Source organism: Streptococcus sp. KHUD_011 (assembly GCF_046352925.1).
In the GTDB taxonomy this organism is placed as follows: Bacteria; Bacillota; Bacilli; order Lactobacillales; family Streptococcaceae; genus Streptococcus.
The window spans coordinates 762680-781960 of record NZ_CP157578.1 but is presented as its reverse complement, the minus strand read 5'-3'; the positions used below and the strand labels follow the sequence as shown (position 1 = coordinate 781960).

General features: G+C 38.1%; 11 protein-coding genes. 4 read left to right on the top strand and 7 right to left on the bottom strand.

What is annotated here, in order from left to right; genetic code table 11:
- Window positions 1-84: 84 nt before the first annotated feature.
- From ABKJ27_RS03545 to lysS, 4 genes are all read left to right on the top strand, one after another.
- On the top strand, window positions 85-927 hold the full coding sequence (locus ABKJ27_RS03545) for a DUF368 domain-containing protein (RefSeq protein WP_285386960.1): 843 nt from the start codon (window positions 85-87) through the stop codon (window positions 925-927).
- Window positions 927-1409, top strand: a complete 483-nt coding sequence (locus tag ABKJ27_RS03540; RefSeq protein WP_285386963.1) for an aminoacyl-tRNA deacylase — start codon at window positions 927-929, stop codon at window positions 1407-1409. The genes ABKJ27_RS03545 and ABKJ27_RS03540 overlap by 1 nt, the downstream gene beginning before the upstream one ends.
- Window positions 1409-2026 carry a histidine phosphatase family protein gene (locus ABKJ27_RS03535; protein ID WP_285386965.1) on the top strand — a complete coding sequence of 206 codons (618 nt, stop codon included), beginning with the start codon at window positions 1409-1411 and terminating at the stop codon, window positions 2024-2026. Before ABKJ27_RS03540 ends, ABKJ27_RS03535 begins: the two co-directional genes overlap by 1 nt.
- Window positions 2027-2163: 137 nt before the next feature.
- Window positions 2164-3654 carry a lysine--tRNA ligase gene (lysS, locus tag ABKJ27_RS03530; protein WP_020902752.1) on the top strand — a complete coding sequence of 497 codons (1491 nt, stop codon included), beginning with the start codon at window positions 2164-2166 and terminating at the stop codon, window positions 3652-3654.
- Between the two features lie 111 nt (window positions 3655-3765).
- On the opposite strand, the gene ABKJ27_RS03525 is transcribed toward lysS, so the two are convergent.
- From ABKJ27_RS03525 to ABKJ27_RS03495, 7 genes are all read right to left on the bottom strand, one after another.
- A complete protein-coding gene (locus ABKJ27_RS03525) occupies window positions 3766-12336 on the bottom strand; it encodes a Rib/alpha-like domain-containing protein (RefSeq protein WP_410012054.1) in 8571 nt (2856 codons plus the stop codon).
- A gap of 189 nt (window positions 12337-12525) precedes the next feature.
- The gene (locus ABKJ27_RS03520; protein ID WP_410012053.1) at window positions 12526-13365 is read right to left on the bottom strand and encodes an amino acid ABC transporter substrate-binding protein; all 840 of its coding nucleotides are present in this window, start codon (window positions 13363-13365) and stop codon (window positions 12526-12528) included.
- 9 nt (window positions 13366-13374) lie between these two features.
- Entirely contained in the window at window positions 13375-14004 is a 630-nt protein-coding gene (locus tag ABKJ27_RS03515) for an amino acid ABC transporter ATP-binding protein (RefSeq protein ID WP_261046537.1), read from the bottom strand.
- Window positions 14005-14013: 9 nt separating this feature from the next.
- On the bottom strand, window positions 14014-14655 hold the full coding sequence (locus tag ABKJ27_RS03510; RefSeq protein ID WP_153210613.1) for an amino acid ABC transporter permease: 642 nt from the start codon (window positions 14653-14655) through the stop codon (window positions 14014-14016).
- 138 nt (window positions 14656-14793) lie between these two features.
- A complete protein-coding gene (locus ABKJ27_RS03505) occupies window positions 14794-16023 on the bottom strand; it encodes a tetratricopeptide repeat protein (RefSeq protein ID WP_410012052.1) in 1230 nt (409 codons plus the stop codon).
- On the bottom strand, window positions 16013-17179 hold the full coding sequence (locus tag ABKJ27_RS03500; protein ID WP_237446789.1) for an AI-2E family transporter: 1167 nt from the start codon (window positions 17177-17179) through the stop codon (window positions 16013-16015). The genes ABKJ27_RS03505 and ABKJ27_RS03500 overlap by 11 nt, the downstream gene beginning before the upstream one ends.
- A gap of 117 nt (window positions 17180-17296) precedes the next feature.
- Window positions 17297-19279, bottom strand: coding sequence for a peptide ABC transporter substrate-binding protein (locus ABKJ27_RS03495; RefSeq protein WP_410012051.1), 1983 nt, complete (start codon window positions 19277-19279; stop codon window positions 17297-17299).
- Window positions 19280-19281 lie beyond the last annotated feature (2 nt).

Below are 19281 nucleotides of genomic sequence, written 5' to 3'. Positions count from 1 at the left end.
TTCTCATTTGCTTTTTCTTTTTGTTTTAGATTGTGATACAATATAGTAAGGATTTTTTGAAATAGAAATAGTTGGAGGAACAATATGCTCTCATGGTTAGCACGTGTTATTAAAGGGATTGTGATTGCTCTTGGATTTATTCTACCGGGAATTTCCGGAGGGGTTCTAGCAGCAATCTTAGGTATTTATGAACGAATGATTGGCTTTCTAGCCCATCCCTTTAAAGACTTTAAAGAAAATGTTTTGTATTTTATTCCAGTTGCCATCGGCATGCTTCTGGGGATCGGCTTATTTTCCTACCCGATTGAATACCTACTTGAAAATTATCAGGTCTTTGTCTTATGGAGCTTTGCGGGTGCCATCATTGGTACAGTTCCTAGCCTCCTCAAAGAATCAACTCGAGAATCTGACCGAGACAAGATTGATTTGGCTTGGTTCTGGACAACCTTTATCATTTCTGGATTAGGACTCTATGCCTTAAATTTTGTCGTTGGAACCTTAAGTGCCAGCTTTCTTAATTTCGTCCTAGCAGGTGCACTGCTGGCTCTTGGCGTATTAGTTCCTGGCCTCAGTCCATCAAACCTACTTTTGATTTTGGGACTCTACGCTCCTATGTTGACTGGTTTTAAAACCTTTGACCTCTTGGGAACCTTTTTCCCAATTGGAATCGGTGCAGGTGCAACTCTCATCATTTTTTCAAAATTGATGGATTATGCCTTAAACAACTACCACTCACGCGTCTATCATTTCATCATCGGTATCGTCCTATCAAGTACCCTTTTGATCTTGATTCCAAATGCAGGAAATGCTGAAAGTATCCAGTACACCGGTACTTCTCTTGTCGGTTATGTCATCATCGCCTTCTTCTTTGCGCTGGGAATCTGGCTTGGTATTTGGATGAGCCAATTGGAGGATAAGTATAAATAATGGCAAAAAAAGTTAAAGTCAAAAAAACATTGGTGGAACAAATCCTGTCCAAAGCAGGTATCCCACATCAGGGGATTCAAATCAATGCCCTAGAAGGAGAGCTTCCTCAAGATTATGAACGAGATCAGATTTTCAAAACCTTGGCTCTTTTGGGAGATAAAACAGGACCGATTATCGGAATTGTGCCTATCACTCAACATTTGTCTGAAAAGAAACTAGCTAAAATTTCTGGCAATAAAAAAGTGAGCATGATTCCACAAAAGGACTTGGAAAAAACAACTGGTTACATTCATGGAGCCAATAATCCTGTCGGAATTCGTCAGAAACACAATTACCCCATTTTTATCGATAAGATTGCTCTAGACTTGGATCAAATGATTGTCTCTGCTGGAGAAGTTGGTCACAGCATTATCGTCGCGCCACAAGAATTGGCCAGCTTTGTAAAGGCCGACTTTGTAGATATCTTGGAGGACAACAAGTAATGAAACTCTACTTTGTCCGCCACGGTCGCACCGTCTGGAACCAAGAAGGTCGCTTTCAAGGTGCTAGTGGAGATTCTCCCCTTCTTCCTGAATCCATTGACACCCTAAAACAACTTGGCCAGTATCTCAAGGAAATTCCTTTTGATCAGATTTATTCAAGTGATTTACCTCGAGCGGTCAAATCTGCTGAGATTATCCAAAGTCAACTCCAGACGCCCTGTCCTTTAAAAAGCGTTCCCAACCTCCGTGAATGGCAGCTGGGGAAGTTGGAAGGTTTGAAAATTGCAACCTTGGAAGCTATTTACCCGCAACAAATCAAAGCTTTCCGATCTAATCTTGCTCAATTTGACACTCAAATGTTCGGAGCCGAATCCCTCTATAGCACAACACAACGGACCATCCAATTTATCAAATCATTAAAAGATAGTCCTGCTGAGCGTATTTTAATTGTCGGTCACGGTGCCAATCTTACTGCCAGTCTTCGTACTCTTCTAGGTTATAAAGAACCACTTCTTCGTAAAGATGGCGGTCTAGCAAATGCCAGCCTGACAATTCTAGAAACCCATGATTTTGAAACATTTACTCTCGATACTTGGAATGATACTTCCTATCAATAACAGAACTTGATTTTCGCGTCAAGTTCTTTTTAGTTTTGAAAGATTATCCGTGAATTTCTTGCTTATTTATGATAAAATGGGAGTATCGCAAAAAATGACTCATCGTATTCAGTTTTGAGTAAAACTAGGAGGATCCCATGTCAACAGAACATATGGAAGAACTAAATGACCAGCAGATCGTTCGCCGTGAAAAAATGGCTGCGCTCCGTGAACAAGGAATCGATCCCTTTGGAAAACGTTTTGAACGTACTGCAAATTCACAAGAATTAAAAGATAAATATGCTGACCTCGATAAAGAACAATTACATGATAAAAACGAAACAGCTACTATCGCAGGACGCTTGGTAACCAAACGTGGTAAAGGTAAAGTTGGATTTGCCCACCTTCAAGACCGCGAAGGTCAAATCCAGATCTACGTTCGTAAGGATGCTGTCGGTGAAGAAAACTACGAAATCTTCAAAAAAGCAGACCTTGGTGACTTCCTTGGTGTCGAAGGTGAAGTAATGCGTACAGATATGGGAGAACTCTCTATCAAGGCAACCCACATCACACACTTGTCTAAGGCTCTTCGTCCTCTGCCAGAGAAATTCCACGGTTTGACAGATGTTGAAACTATCTACCGTAAACGTTACCTTGACTTGATTTCTAACCGTGAAAGCTTTGAGCGCTTTGTCACTCGTTCAAAAATCATCTCTGAAATCCGTCGTTACCTTGACCAAAAAGGTTTCCTTGAAGTGGAAACACCTGTTCTTCACAACGAAGCTGGTGGTGCTGCGGCTCGTCCATTTATCACCCACCACAATGCCCAAAACATTGATATGGTGCTTCGTATCGCAACTGAGCTTCACTTGAAACGCCTTATCGTCGGTGGTATGGAACGCGTCTACGAAATTGGCCGTATCTTCCGTAACGAAGGAATGGACGCTACTCATAACCCTGAGTTCACTTCTATCGAAGTTTACCAAGCTTATGCAGACTTCCAAGATATCATGGACTTGACGGAAGGCATTATCCAACACGCTGCTAAATCAGTCAAAGGCGATGGTCCAGTCAACTATCAAGGTACTGAAATCAAGATTAACGAACCATTTAAACGTGTTCATATGGTGGATGCTATCAAAGAAATTACTGGTGTCGATTTCTGGCAAGACATGACTTTCGAGGAAGCCAAAGCTATCGCTGCTGAGAAGAAAGTTCCAGTTGAGAAACACTACACTGAAGTTGGCCACATCATCAATGCCTTCTTTGAAGAGTTTGTTGAAGAAACCTTAATCCAACCAACCTTTGTCTATGGACATCCAGTAGCTGTATCTCCACTTGCCAAGAAAAATCCTGAAGATGAGCGCTTTACTGACCGTTTCGAGCTCTTCATCATGACCAAGGAGTACGGAAATGCCTTTACTGAGTTAAATGATCCAATCGACCAACTTAGCCGTTTTGAAGCCCAAGCTAAAGCTAAAGAACTTGGTGACGATGAGGCAACAGGTATCGACTACGACTATATCGAAGCCCTTGAATACGGTATGCCACCAACAGGTGGTTTGGGAATCGGTATCGACCGTCTTTGCATGCTCCTCACTGATACAACTACTATCCGTGACGTATTGCTCTTCCCAACAATGAAATAAACTCTTATCCTCTGGTACTTGCCAGAGGATTTTTTTACAGTAAAAAGAAATAGACTGAAGTTTTCACCTCAGTCTATTTTTCTATCGGACTTTAGAAAGGAAGTTTCTTTCTTAGTCTTCTTTTTTCTTACGAGTTACAAGTCCAAATGCACCCAACATTCCAAGAAGTCCAAGACTAGCTAGACTAGCCTTATCTTCTGTACCAGTATTTGGTAATTCCTTCTTATCATTTTCTACAGTTGTTGCGCTAACTGCTTGATTTGATTCTGTTCGACTTACCTGAGTTGGATTAACTACTGGTTTTTCTGGATTTGAAGGACGAACTGGCGAAACAGGTTGCTCAGAACGAGTTGGGGTAACTACTTTCTTATAGGTATGAATCACATTACCATTTTTATCTGTCTTAGTGCCAGTGTATTCATAACCTTCTATAGTCTTAGGTCCATGGCTTCCATTTTCTTCTGGCGAAATTTCTTTACCCTCACCATCTTGGTAACGTGTTACGATATGAATAGTTGAACTACCATTATTACCTTGATTATTACCTTGACTATCACCATGATTAGATTTAGGAGTAACTTTCACAGGAACATCCACTGTCACTTTACGTCCGTCTGGCAACTCTAATTCTACTGTTATAGATGGTTTGTCACCAGGTGTATTTGTTTTTGGAATTTCTCCCACTTTTGTAACCTTCCATCCTTCTGGAAGGTCCACATGTTTTTTCACCATATCCTCTGTAATTGGTGTACCAACTTCAACAACAATCGGTGTTGTTTTCGGAATTACAATTACAGGAACTTTGATAGTTACACGTTTACCACCTGGTAGTTCAATCACCACTGGAACACTTGGTCTTTCTCCTGGAATATCTGTAGACGGTTTATCTCCAATACTGATAATCTTACCACCTTCTGGAATCTGAATATGTTTTTCAACATCCTCATTTGTAATTGGATCACCAAGTTTCTTAATAATATCTTTGATAGGCGTTACCTTGACAGGAATCTCTACTTCTATTTGTTTACCATTAGGAAGTTCAATTTTAACTTTGACTGTACCTTTATCCCCAGGAGTATTTACTTCTGGAATTTTACCTACTTCAACAATTTTACCACCTTCTGGAACCTTCACGTGTTTTCCAATATCTTCTTTTGTTAATGGAGTATCTGTGACAGGTGTTTCAATTCCATTTACTGGAGTGACATTAACTGGAACATCTACAGTAATCACTTTTCCATTTGGTAATTCAACCGTTACTTTAACTGGAGCTTTCTTACCCGGAGTTGTTAAGTCTGGAATGTTTTCAACGTTCGTTACCTTACCACCTTCTGGTATCTTGATTCCTTTTGTATAATCCTCTGGAGTTAATGGAGTATTCGTAACTGGGGTTTCAATTCCATTTACTGGAGTGACATTAACTGGAACATCAACAGTAATCACTTTTCCATTTGGTAATTCAACCGTTACTTTAACTGGAGCTTTCTTACCTGGGGTTGTTAAGTCTGGAATGTTTTCAACATTTGTGACCTTACCACCTTCTGGAATTTTAATTCCTTTGGTGTAGTCCTCTGGGGTTAACGGAGTATTCGTAACTGGCGTTTCAATTTCCTTAACTGGCGTTACATTCACAGGAACATCTACTGTCGTTGTTTTTCCATTTGGTAAAGTAACAGTAACTTTAACAGGATTTTTCTGACCTGGCGTTGTTAAATCTGGAATATTTTCTACATTGGTTACTTTACCGCCTTCTGGAACTTTAACATATTTAGCAATATCCTCTTTTGTTAAAGGTGTATTCGTTACTGGCGTTTCAATTGGTGTTGGTTTAGCTTCTACCACCTTAATCGTTGCCGGAACTTCTACTAATACATTTCCATTTTTATCTTTTACAACAACAGTTACTGGTTTATCTCCAACAGTTGTTGCATCAAATGGTTCTGTTTGTCCTTCTGGAACTTTGTATTCAAATGTTGAACCTTCTGGATAATCACTTGGAGTAATACTATCTCTGGCTTGTGGTTTTTCAGTTGGATTTACAGGAATTAATTGTTCTTTACCTTCCACTACTTTAACCTTAGCTGGAACTTCTACAAGTTTATCTTCTCCGTCTTTTGCTTCTACAATAACATCTTTTTCGCCTGGTGTTGTTGTATCTACAGGAGTTTTATAGTTGAAGGTTACTCCATCTGGATATTGTTCAGGATCAATACTCTTAGATGCATCTGGTTGTTTATTATCCTTATCGACTGGCACATATTGAGTCTTCGGTTCTACAACCATTACTTTTGCAGGGACTTTTGCAATGACCTTACCTCCAACTTTTGCTACAATAACAACGTCTTTTTCGCCTGGTGTTGTTGTATCTACTGGGCTTTCATAAGTAAACTCTGTATCTTTAGGGAATGCTTTAGGGTCAATACTTCCTTCAACAGTTGGTTGTTTTTTATCCTTATCTACTGGCACAAATTGTGGGTAGCTTTCTACAACACGTACAGTTGCAGGGACTTCTGCAATTGGATTCCCATCTTTGTCTTTTACAATGACATTGACTGTGTAATCACCAGGTTTTGTAGTATCTACTGGAGTTTTTGGATCATATTCAAATGTTGAACCATCCGGATATTCAGTTTTGTCGATACTGTTTTCTGGATTTGGTTGTTTATTATTTTCATCCACTGGAACAATTTGAGGAACTCCCTCTACAACAGTAACAGGAACTTTAACAACAGTTGTTTTTTCTACATCATCAACAGTATATTTAACTGTAACATTTACATCCGTATCATCTGATAAATCTGGATTGTCTACATTTTCATCAATACTTACATTGGTAACATTTTCTGGAAGTTTTCCTTTAAAAGTACCGTCTGCGATAGCTTCTTTCGCTTTAGCAAGAGCTTTTTCTTTTGCTTTTTCCTTATCGCTATCTTTAGCAACAATAATACCTTTTGGTGTTGGTTTTGGTAAAACTGTTACTTTAACTTTTACTGGTTCTGTTAAAGTTTCTCCGTTTTGGTCTGTATAAGTTACTGGAACAGTTACTTCTTTCACACCTGATTTAGCTGTAATATCTGTAGCTAAATCTTTAGGATCACCTTTTGTTCCATTTTCCCCTGGAGTAACCGCATCTGTTATATCCTTAGCAGTCAATTCATCTCCTTCAAATACAACTTTAGATTTTGGAGTTGAACCAACTACATTTACTGGAACATCCACATTCACAGAAATATCATCAATCACTTTTCCAGTAGCCTTATCTCTATATTTAACCGTAACAGTAACTGGAGTTTGTTGTCCATTTTGATCTGTTTTAGGAGTAACAATCGCATCATCTGTTACAAAAGGAGTTACCCCTTCAGGCACATTTGTTAGTCCAGTAATTGCTTTATTAACATTTTCACGAATCGCATCAATTAATTTCTCGTTTGATGTACCATTTAAGACTGTCACGCCTTTTGGTGCTGGTTTTGGAAGAACTTTAACAGTCACTTCAACTGGTTCATCACGTTTAAATTTATCTGCTCCATAAGTAACCGTTACTGGAACTTTAATTTCCTGACCTGCTTTACCATCAGTAGAAATAGTGCTGATATCAGGATTCGTGACTTTACCGTCCTTACCAGGTGTAACAGATCCTCCTACTTTTTCTGCAGATGGCTTATCACCTTCTACTACATATACAGTTTTCGCAGTTGATACACGTGGTTGAACTTTAATGGTAAATTCTTGAGTGATGTTGTCATCAGTATCTTTCTTCGTATCAAATACTGGGTCTTTATCAAATGGATTGTCGACAATATCATATCCCATTGATTTCAATACATCGATATGAGTTTGTACATCACTTTCAGAAATGGTTTCACCTGATTTACCAGTTAAAGTCAATGCATGGTTGGTTAATTCAGTTTCTGTTTGAGTTTTTGGATCTACAGAAACGAATTTAACTTTTGCTTTTTGATCATCTTTGTCATAAGTAATCTTGATATTTGCTTTTGGATCCGTAATTTTTGGTGGTTTATAACCTTGTTCTGGATTTGCAGGATTTACCGGTTCTAATGGTGTTCCATTTCCATCTTTTGGAGTATATCCATCTTTATGAGGAATAATTTGCGTAATTTCACCAGTCTTGGTTGGATCATTTGGATCGTTAGGGAATGGAATTGGATCTCCATCCTTACCAGTGGTTGGATCAACAGGAATCCAGCTTCCAATTTTCGTATAAGTAACTTTATCCGTTTCGTCAGGGATTACTTTTGTATCTTTTGCAGGAGTTGCTACTTCTTTAGCTGGAATTTCTTTCTTATCAGCAATGTACCCTGTTAATGTTTTAACTTCTACTTTATCCCATGTTTTATTTGGACTTTCCCAATCTGTATAAGTTACTTTTTTAGTAACAAGATTAACGGTCGCCTTTCTTGTAAATGGTACCGTTTGAACAGTATCATCCTTAGCTTTTTCCTCTGTAGCTGTATCAGATTCTTTCTTCACATATGAAATCACACGTTTTGCAGTTGTGTTCAAATCAGACTCTGCTAATCCCTCTGGCCATTTCAAATCTGGATTTTCACCATTTGGATCTACTGGACTATCTTTTTCATGTGGTGTTGATGAAGGAACTTCAATGATTCTAGGTTTTACAACAATCTTAAAAATTTGAGAAGGTGCTGGCGTACCATCTTGTGCATTGATATCTTCCTTGTCATCAAATGTTGGGTGATGATTATCTTGAATATGGTATTCATCACTTTCTACTTCATAACCTTGGTTTTTAAGTTCTTTGATTTTGTTATCAATATCTGTACTTGCTGGTAATTCTAAACCAGATTTACCCGTTAAATCAAAGCTAGAAACTACCTCATTTGCAGCTCCATCGACTTTCTTCTCAATGACTACTTTAGCTGTTTGAGTAGATGGTGTGTACGTAATTGGTGATTCACCGAATTTATCCGTTGGTGTAAATCCATCCGGTACTTTATAACCTTGAGTTGGATCATTTGGATTTTTTGGTGTCAATTCTTTTCCGTTATATACTGGAGTATAGCCTGGAACATAAGGAATTGTTATTGTACTAAAATCACCTGGAACTGTTGGGTCATTTAGATTATTTGGATAAGGAATTTTATCTTGAGCACCATTCGGTTTCTTACCTTCTGGATAGTTTGGTACAAATGAACCAATTTCTTTATAAAGAACTTTAGTAACTTCTGGAGTAACTGTTCCATCTTCTCCAGGAACTGGCGCTTCTTTTTCAGCTACTGTTTTATCTGTCGCATTTACTAATAAGTAATTTTCTACTACTGGTGATTCAACAGCATTGAATTTACCTTTTGTTCCGTCAGCTGTAGCATCTGTTAATTTATCAGCTTCTTTGTAAACTTCCCAATCAGAGTACGTTACTTCTTTTGTTTCAGGGTTAACGGTTGCTGTACGTTTGTAAGTTACTTTTTGCACCTTTTCAGCATATAAAGGAGTAGCATTATCTTTGTTTGCATCTTCTTCTTTCAAATACTTAATTGTACGTGTAACTTCTTTAACTAAGTCCTCACGAGTAACTCCTGCTGGATATTTACCAAGATTTTCATCTCCTTCTTTTACAGGTGTATCTGCTGTTTTTGGAGATACTGGCGCTTTTGTACTTGGATTTGTTGGGTCAGTAGTTACTGTAGGATCAACTTTAATTAGGTCTAAGACATGGACGGTAACATTTGTTTCTGTTGATTGCTTGCCTTCACTATCAGTTGATTGAACTTTTACAGTGTAATCTCCAACTTTAGTTGTATCTAGATTACCTTCATCACTTACTGCTATTGTTGGTTTAGTAGAATCAACTCCATCACGATCATCTTCTAAGTCAGTTGCTGATGGTTTCGCTTTTTCTAGAACTTTCTCATTGTTCCATTTATCAGCTTCTTTGGTTTTATAAACATATAAATCTTTTTTCTCAACTGCTACTGTTGGAGCTTCGTTTAGAACATTAGCATAAGCTGGATCTGATTCGTTACCTGCTTTATCAAGCACAGTAACTTTGATACGTTTGTCAGGATTTGTTGTCTCATTCGCTTCTGTCAAATCTGTTCCTTTTGGAACTGGTACCACTAATTTACCATCACGTTCTTCAACTTTTGTAGTACCAATGTACCAACCATCTGCTTTTTTTGTTAAAGTAATTGGAGTTTTACTATTTGGTAAAGTAACTTTCATTAAAGTTAATCCACCGATAGCTGCATCGATTTTATCTACTGCTTTATCTACTGTTTCAGCGCCAGCCGTGTGTGCTCTATCTACTCCATTATTTTTATCATTTTCAGCAACATCTTTTTTCTCACGTGCTTCATTTGTTAAATCTGTATTTTTAGTTGGAACAGAGACAAGTAACTCTTTTACTTGATTTTCATCTTTTTTCTCACCACGAATACTGTCTGTATGTACTGCTTCTACTGTTGGTGTATCTGGTCTTTTTGTATCGATATAAATCGTTTTATTGTAGTAATAATCAGGTTGGTCTGTATTTCTTAAACCATTAACTACTGGATGATATTTTCCATCAGCATTTGAAACATCACCAGTATTTAAAAGTTGATTGTCTTTTCCATCCCTTAAACCATTTGGTAAGTAAGTTCTTACTTTAAATGTAGCAGTCCCTCTGTAATTATCCGTTGTTGTAAATGGTAATCTAAATAGACGTGAACCATCATTAGATCCTACTCCTATATAAGGTCCTTCTCCATTATTAAATTTCGAAGTGTTATATCGAAGTTTTAATTTTCTTGTTTGAGGATCCCAAATGATATTTTTGGCTGAAACTGGAACATTTCCAAACCAAACATTTCCTGTAGGATTTGTAATGTTTTCAGGTAAAACTACCCCTTCAGGAACTTCTATTTCAGTTTCCGCACTACCATAGTGACGAATTCCACCAACACTATTAACCGTAAATTCTAGTTCACCTTTTTGTTTTGATTTATAAAGATTGTCTTCTCCGAATCTGCCTTCTTTACCATTGGTTTTAACGTTCGTAGTCATTTCAGTTCCTGAACCAACAGCTAAGTTAACAGCTCCAACAAAATAACCATCTTTAACTTTGCTATTAGTACCAGCTAAATAACTATTGTTAATTGCTGTTCCATCATCTAGTGCTTCAATTTCTACACGTACTCTTGTAGTAGATTGAGGAACTTCATAAATGGCACGGTATTCAGTCCAACCATCACCATTTCCTCCATCCCCTGAAGGTGCTGAGATATGCTCTGCTTCATATTTTTCACCGATAGTATGGTCATCTCTAATACTAGAAATTTTTTCTCCAGTTACTGCATCGTACATTGTGATTTTTATTCGTTCACCTGTTCCAGCAGTACCCATATTTCCGTATGCACCACCAGTAATTGTACTTAACATTAATCTAGAGTTTCCATTAACTGCATATTCTTTAGAAAGCTTAGTACCTTTTTCACCTAATTCTAAGTAATATCCTTTAGGTAAATTATGTGTTCCAACATTTCCTGAATAGTTTACACCATTTCCATAGTTTTGATTTGCAGCATGAACTCCAAGCGGATTTGTTGCTGTTGGATTATCAGGATTATTATAGTTCCTTTTAATAGTTCCTTGATTATCATAGACCTTGCTTGGCTTCCCTTGATACTCCGCTTCACGTCCTGCATCTGCAACTGCTGCTTCTGGTTTAATAGCAGTTACTTTTCCTGCATTTCCGTTTGCATCTGTAATTTTCCAACCATTTATTTCATTAGAAATTTCTTTTTCTTTCCAGTTGTATGTAATACCACCTGTTAATAGTTGTGTAGTAGCTTTACCTATCTTATCAGATAAAATACTTTTTGACCATTGTTTCTCAACTTTAGTACTTTTTTCTGTAGAGTTTGTAAAGTCAACATCTCCAAATTGATCTTTTGCACTTTCAAATACACCATCAGCTGGGTTATTTCCTGATCCTAATTTATTATTATTAGTTGGACCCTCTTTAGCAGGAATAATTGGATTTGCAGTTGTTGCTTCTCTAAACCCACTTTCCCCTTTACCTGGAATCTCTTTTCCATTTCGTGGATCTTGGTTTTTGTTTACTTTTTCTTCTTCCGTTGTGTCTGATTTGATACTGTTTAAAATGCTAAGGTTACTTGAAAGTTGTGTAGCAAGTGCATCTACTTTAGCCTGTGTTTTTTTATCATCGTTTAGAAGTTCTTTTGCTTTATTAAGTAAGTTTTTAGCATCATCAATGACTGATTTTGTTTTCTTGTCTTCAGTTAATTGACTCAGTCTGCTTTCAACTTTAGCAACTAAATCATCTAACGATGCTGTATTAATAGAAACTTTTTCTGGCACTACATTTGGAGTTTCAACTGCACTTGCTTGTGTGTCAGTAACAGAGTCTTTAACAGAATTAGTTTTTTGTCCATCGGACTCTTTATCAGTAGCAGATGCTTGTCCAGCAACTTCTTTAGAGGGTTCCAAGGACTTATCATTTAGATTTTGAGAATTTTGAACTTCTGTAGGTTCTGAATTAATTACTGGTTCAGCCGCTTGAACGCTTCCTCCACCAAGGAAAAACAATCCAGTAGCTACAGCCACACTAGCTGCACCAAAACTGACCTTACGAATACTGTAACGTGTGAATTTCTCCACTTGCGATTGATGAACATGTCGTCCTTTAGATTTAAACATAAATAGATTCCTCCAATATAATATATATTTGACATATATTGTTTAAATATAAGAAATAGCCTAAAACTATAAATATATATAGCTATAGGTTACCTTCTATACTTACTATATTATCGAACAAAAATCAATATGTCAACCAATATACAATATTTGTATGATAAATGAGAAGAAAAAAGAAGGAACCGTCATTTAGATTCCTTCTTTCACTTCTTTGGTTGCTACATCTTCTCCAAACCATTTCTGGCTGATTTCCTGGAACTTTCCTTCTTTATATAGTTCAATAAAGGCTTGGTTTAATGCTGTTAATAATCTTTTATCAGATGGTCTAACACCGACAGCAAAGGATTCACTTTCAAATCCTGCTGAAAAGACATTATAGTCATTTAATATCCCCTCAGACTGGAGGTAGTAATTAGCATACACTCGGTCAATCAACAAGGCATCAATCCGGTCATTTTTCAAGTCAATCAAGGCTTCATTGAAACTCTGGTATTGATTGGCCTTCTGATCTTTGACACGATTTTTCAGTAAATCTGGCTGGGCTTCAAAGTCTAAATAACCAGAGGAACCGGCTTGGGCTCCCAATGTCTTATCCTTCATATCCTCTACTGAACGAATTTGCTGGCTTTTCTTAGTAACCAGAACCTGCTGATTTTCCATATATGGAATGCTAAAGGCAACCTTCTCTCGACGTTCATCAGTCGCAGAATAGCCATTCCAAATGGCGTCTATGGTTCCATTTTGCAGTTCCGTCTCCTTCATATCCCAGTCGATTGGTTGAAATTGAATCTTAAAGCCTAATTTTTCAGAGACAGCTTGTGCCAAATCAATATCAAAGCCTGTATATTGGCCATTCTTTTCTTCAAAACCCATGGGTACAAAGGTATTGTCAAAACCAATAGTAATAGTCCCCTGCTCTTGATACTTATCCCAGTTATCCTGCTTTGGATCACTAGCCTTCTGAGTACAGGCTGTTAAAAAGAGTGTCAGGAGAGAAACCAATACTAAAGCAATTTTCTTATTAGTCATCGGCACCTCCTACTTGGGCTCAACCTTGAGAATTTGATCCGCAATATTTTCAGCGAACTGTAAATCGTGGGTAACGACAATCTGCGTCATCCCTAATTCCCTATTTTGCAAGATTAGTTTTTCCACTTCCAAGCGCAATTCTGGATCTAGGGCAGAAGTTGGTTCATCGTAGCCAATGATTTCTGGGTCAATCATCATAGCACGCGCCAAGGCCACCCGCTGCTTTTGTCCACCTGATAGTGAAAATGGATAGGCATTTGCATGTCCTGCCAGTCCCAACTGTTCCAGGAGCCCACGCGCCTTCTTCTCAGCCTCTTCCTGCTTCATTCCCATTGTTTTCACAGGAGATAAGATCAAATTGTCTAGAACTGATAAATGAGGGAACAGTTGGAAATCTTGAAATACAAATCCTAGTAGATTCCTCTTCTCCAGTTCATCCAGTTCTAAAGGTTCTCCATTATAAAAGATTTGCCCTGAATCAATGGTTTCAAGACCTGCAAGCATACGTAAGAGGGTTGTCTTACCTCCACCAGAAGGCCCAACGATTGCCAGGATTTGCTTTTCAGGAATTTTTAGACTGAAATTAGATAAAATTTGCTTTTCACCAAAGCCCTTATTGATATTTCGTAATTCTAACATGGCAGCCTCCTATCTATAGTAACTGTACTTCTTCTCAACTTTTTTGGCAAGGATGGTCACAATACCAATCAAAATCAAGTAAATGGCTCCTGCCAAGAACATAGGAACTAGGCTAGCATCACGGTTGGCAGCTGTTCGACTAGCCAAGATAAGGTCTGAAATGCCTAGAGCATAGACCAAAGAAGTATCCTTGACCAAACTCATAACTTCGTTAAATACACTAGGAAGAACAATCTTAGTCACCTGAGGTAAGATAATAAAGCGAACTGTAGCAAAAGGACTAAACTTCAAAACCTTAGCAGCTTCATATTGACCTTTAGGAATGGTATCAATCCCTCCACGGAAGATTTCAGCAAAGTAAGCCGCATAATTCAACACAAAGGCAATGATAGCCGCAGGAAGACGGTCCAAACGAATCCCAATACTTGGCAGCACATAATAGATAAAGATTAATTGCAAGAGCAAGGGTGTGCCTCGCATAATCCAAATATAAATATTAATCAAATGATGGAGGGGCTTCCAATGGACTTGCAAGGCAAAGGCAATCAAAACGCCCAAGGGAATAGAAAAAATCAAGACCAGTGCAAAAACCTGCAAAGTCATGCTTGCACCGCTCAATAAACTCGGTAATATCTCAAACAAATAAGACATACTGCACCTCCTAAAAATAATTGTTCCTATTATAGCATAAATAAACAAAATAACCAATAATTTTTGTAAAAAAATTCTCTTTAAAACGAAAAACTATATCTATCAAAAATGATAAGATACAGTTTTAAAAATATATTCTTATAATCTCTCAAATAAGTCTTGCATTTGCACATCATCTGGAACCAGTTTTAAATAAGTTTGTGCATTGACTTTTGCTTCCTCAAAGTAACCTAATTCACGCAAAAGATAGATATAGTGTTCCAGAAACTCTGGATTGTCCTTCAAATCCCCTACTAATTCTTGGTAAAGCTCATAGGCAGTATCCAAATCGTCCATTTCTTGATAGGAACGAGCAATCATCCACTTGGTCAAGAGATTTTCTGGCTCTTCGCTCTGCAAGTCTAGAATATCCTCATAACGCTCCTGCTCCAGATAAATAGTAGCTAGACGGAGTAAGATTTCTTCCGTATCCTCAGCATCTTCTTTAGCAGTAAGGAGGTAGTTCTCTGCATCACTAGCATCATGCAATTCATAAGAAAATTGTGAAGCAGCCAGCAAGAGACGAGTTTCAAAGGGATTTTTCTCTAATCCTTGCTTAGCGATACGCAGGGCTTCTTGAACTTGGTGTTCCTTATGTAAGGCCTGACTGTACCCATACTCATAGCCTTCAAAGTCAGGAGAAATGGTATCGATCTGCTTAAAATAGAGGACAGCTTTTTGGTATTCTTCTTGATCAAAGTAAAGGCTGGCCAGCTCAAAAGCTGTTAGGTCATCGTATTCTAACTCCAGGGCTTTTTCCAAAAACTCTGTAGCCGTTTCAAATTTCCCTAACTGAGCATAGGCAAAGCCAATTCGTTGATAGGTAGAAATGCCTGTTTGCTCATAAATAGTACGATTATCTAACTGGGCATAGCCTTGAATGGCCTCTTGATAATTTTCCAACTCACTATTCAACTCTGCTAATCCCAATATCAAGAGAGGATCCTCTGAGTAAGTCAAGGCCTCCAATAATTTCTCACGCGCCACATCTGTCAAACCTTCCAGCTGGTAGAGGTCTGCTTTAAGAGCCAAAGCCGAAACATACCAGTCACTGTCAGCTTGGATTTCCTCAAGATAGGCAAAGGCTTCCTCGATTTGACCATCCTCGCTAGCAATAGCTGCTAGATTAAGATGAACCTCTGGAAAATCCTCTACAATTTTCAGGTAAATTTCCTTGGCCTGAGGATAAAAACCAATCCCTTCAAGATAAGTAGCTAACTCATACAGAAGGTCACTTGGATCATTTTCTAAAGCTTTAGCGAAATAATGCTCAGCCTTGGTTAAATCTTGCTCTTCCAAAGCCTGTAACATCTGTTGACTATTGTTCACTCTTGACTTCCTCTCCCTCTAGTTCATATAGGCCACTGACTACCTTGTACCATTCGAAAATGGCTGAAATGACAACTTTAGCAGAGGCATAAACCGGAATACCGAGCAAGACTCCACAGATACCAAACATGGATCCTGAAGTTAACAAGACAAAGAGAACATTAATGGGATGGATATTTAATTGACTTCCCAAAATCAATGGAGAGACAAAACGGCCTTCAATAGTTTGTTCTACGATAAAGACAATCACTACTTTCAAAAGCATGACTGGACCAGCAATCAAACCCAATACTAGAGCAGGGAGCATGGCTAAGAAGCTACCAAGATAAGGAACCAGATTTAGAATACCAGCAGTAACACCCAGCGTAACCGCATAGCGTAGACCAATGATCTTGAAGAAGATCATAAACATTACCGCAACAATAATAGCCACTGTCACTTGCCCTCGAACATAGTTGGACAACTGCTGATTCACATCTGATAAAACTTGTCCAACAGGTTCTTTCAATTTCGTTGGCATGAATTGGGTCAAATAGTGACGCAGGCCTTTCCCATCACGTAAGAGATAAAAGAGCATGAAAGGAACGATAATCAAGGCAACAATCACTTGAGATGCGCCGCTAATAAATGCACTCACCCAGTTGACTGCCTGAGATGAAACCTTGCTCGCCCAAACTGTAGCCTGACTAGAGAAGTTTGTCAAAACTTGTTCTAACTGAGGCCTGAAATCATCTGGTAAACGCTTGGTTACCAAATCATCAATAACCCTGTCAGCATCTTCAAGATAGATTGGTACATTTCTTGCAAATGTTAAAACTTGACGTTGCAGATTTGGAATAGCTACTGCCAAGCCCCAAATGATAAAAAGAGCGATGATGACAAAGACAATAGTGATAGCTATAACACGATTCACCTTATGCTTCTCCATCCAATCAACAATAGGATTTAATAAATAATATAGCAAACCAGATAGAATGACTGGCAACATCACGACCGCCAAAAAGTCTAAAACAGGTGAAAATAGAAAACTAATCTTACTTAAAATAAAAAGATTCAGTCCCAATAATAAGGTCACCAAAAATACCGTAATGGCCTTATTATCCAAAAACCACTTGAAAAACCAAGATAGGCTAAAATGTTTCTCTTTTTGCTCCATAAATACTTCCTTTCTATTGTTCTCTCATTATACCATTTTTAAATCAAAATAACTCTTTTTTAAAGTGCTTACATGGAGACAGCAACATAAAAAATCTCCTCAAAAGAGGAGATTCGATTAGTCTTGAATATGACGGTCTAAGTTCTTCTGATAATCAGCATTGGATTTGGCTTTTTCATCAGCAAATTTCTTGCGGAACTCATCCATTTCTTTAGTAGTGACAATCTTATCTTGGATTTTCAGATACTTGTAGCTATTTTCACTAGTCTTGTCACCTACCCAGCCACCGGCACCACTGCCAGGAACCATTTTCGTCACTAGCATTTGAGCACCATCAGAGTATACTGGAATAACAAGTGCACTATCTGACAACCAAGCTTGAGCCTTAGAATATTTGGAATAACGTTTTTGAAGGTCTGTTTTCTCACTATTTGCATCATCAATCAATTCTTTGTATTTATCCAATCCAACTGTTTTAATAACTGGATTGTCTGTTCCTGGTGCCACACCAAGAGCACTTAGGAGACTTGGACCTGAAGTTGGATCAAATACATCTAGATAAGTCGATGGATCTGCAAAGTCTGGAGTCCAACCACTGACTGCATTAATATCCCAGTCAGTATTTGCATTGGAAGTAGCTAGAGTAGTCATACTTCCCAATTCGTCATCAGAAACTTGTTGAATATCAACAACTACATTGTCAGAGCCTAAGGCTTCCTCAATGGATTGTTTATAAGACTGAACCTGACGAATAAAATCTGGATTTGATGAAGAAATTGGCAAATCTAAATGAATTGGGAACTGTACTCCTTCAGCTTGAAGGGTTTTCTTAGCAGCTTCAAACTTAGCTTTGGCTTTATCTACACTATGTAGTGAATCTTGGGCATCATCAAGACTGACATCTTTCCAGACATTATCCAATTTATCCAATTCTGTCTTAGTAACTTGACCAAATGTTTGATCTCCTACTTGAACAAATGTTGGAGGAGTGAAACTTGTCCGTAACTTACGAGGTCCTACTTCATCACCAAATACTTGAGAGATCCCTGCTTTACGATCTACCGCAAAAGCCAAGGCTTGACGGAAATCTTTGTTTAACAAGGCTTTCTTAGTAGAAGTTTTTTCTGCATCACTTGTTTTAGCAGTGTGATTGTAATTTACACGGTCGATATTGGTTGAGATATAAAAAACTCCTCCACGCTGTTGACCATACACAATATTATCCTTGTATTTTTCTTTTAGACGTTCATAGTTAGCAGAGTTTTTAAAGAGTGGTGCAGCTGGATAGTGTCCCTCATCAAAACCGCGTCCTAGAGAGTCTGCATCTTGACCATCAAAGAAGGATAACTTGATATCATCAATAAAGACATTTTGTTTATCCCAGTAGTTTTGATTTTTGGTCATTTCGATAGAAGACTTAGATGTAAGACCTTTGAGGAGATAAGGCCCATTATATAGAATGCTCGTTACATCCGTTGGTTTACCAAAGTCATCTCCTTTAGAAGCTAAAAAGTCTTCATTAACTGGTGCAAGGACTCCCATTGTTGTTTTTGAATTCCAGAAAGATTCTGGATGGTTCAAAGTATAGACTACAGTATAATCGTCAGTTGCTTTTACCCCAACACTAGAAAAATCTGTTGTTTTCCCATTTACATAGTCATCCAATCCTTTGATAGAATCCTGTACGAGATAAAGAGCCTGTGATTTCTTATCTGCTGCGTGTTTCAGACCAGTCACAAAGTCTTGAGCCTTGACTTCACCATACTCTTCCCCCTCATTGGTATACCATTTGATACCCTGACGGATTTTATAAGTATAGGTCAAACCATCTTTGGAAACAGTCCAATCTTCTGCAACTGATGGAACAAGATTCCCATATTGGTCATTTTCAAGCAAACCGTCAATAACGTTACCTGTGACCTGTTTAGTGCTGACATTTCCAGAAACTGTATAATCCAGAGTAGAAGGATCTGATGAAAATACATAGGCATAAGTAACTGGTTTATTTGCTTCTTTATTAGCATTACCAGATGAACACGCTGCTAGGACAGCTGCCGAGAGTACAGCAACTCCTGATGCTAAGAAAACACGTTTTTTCATAA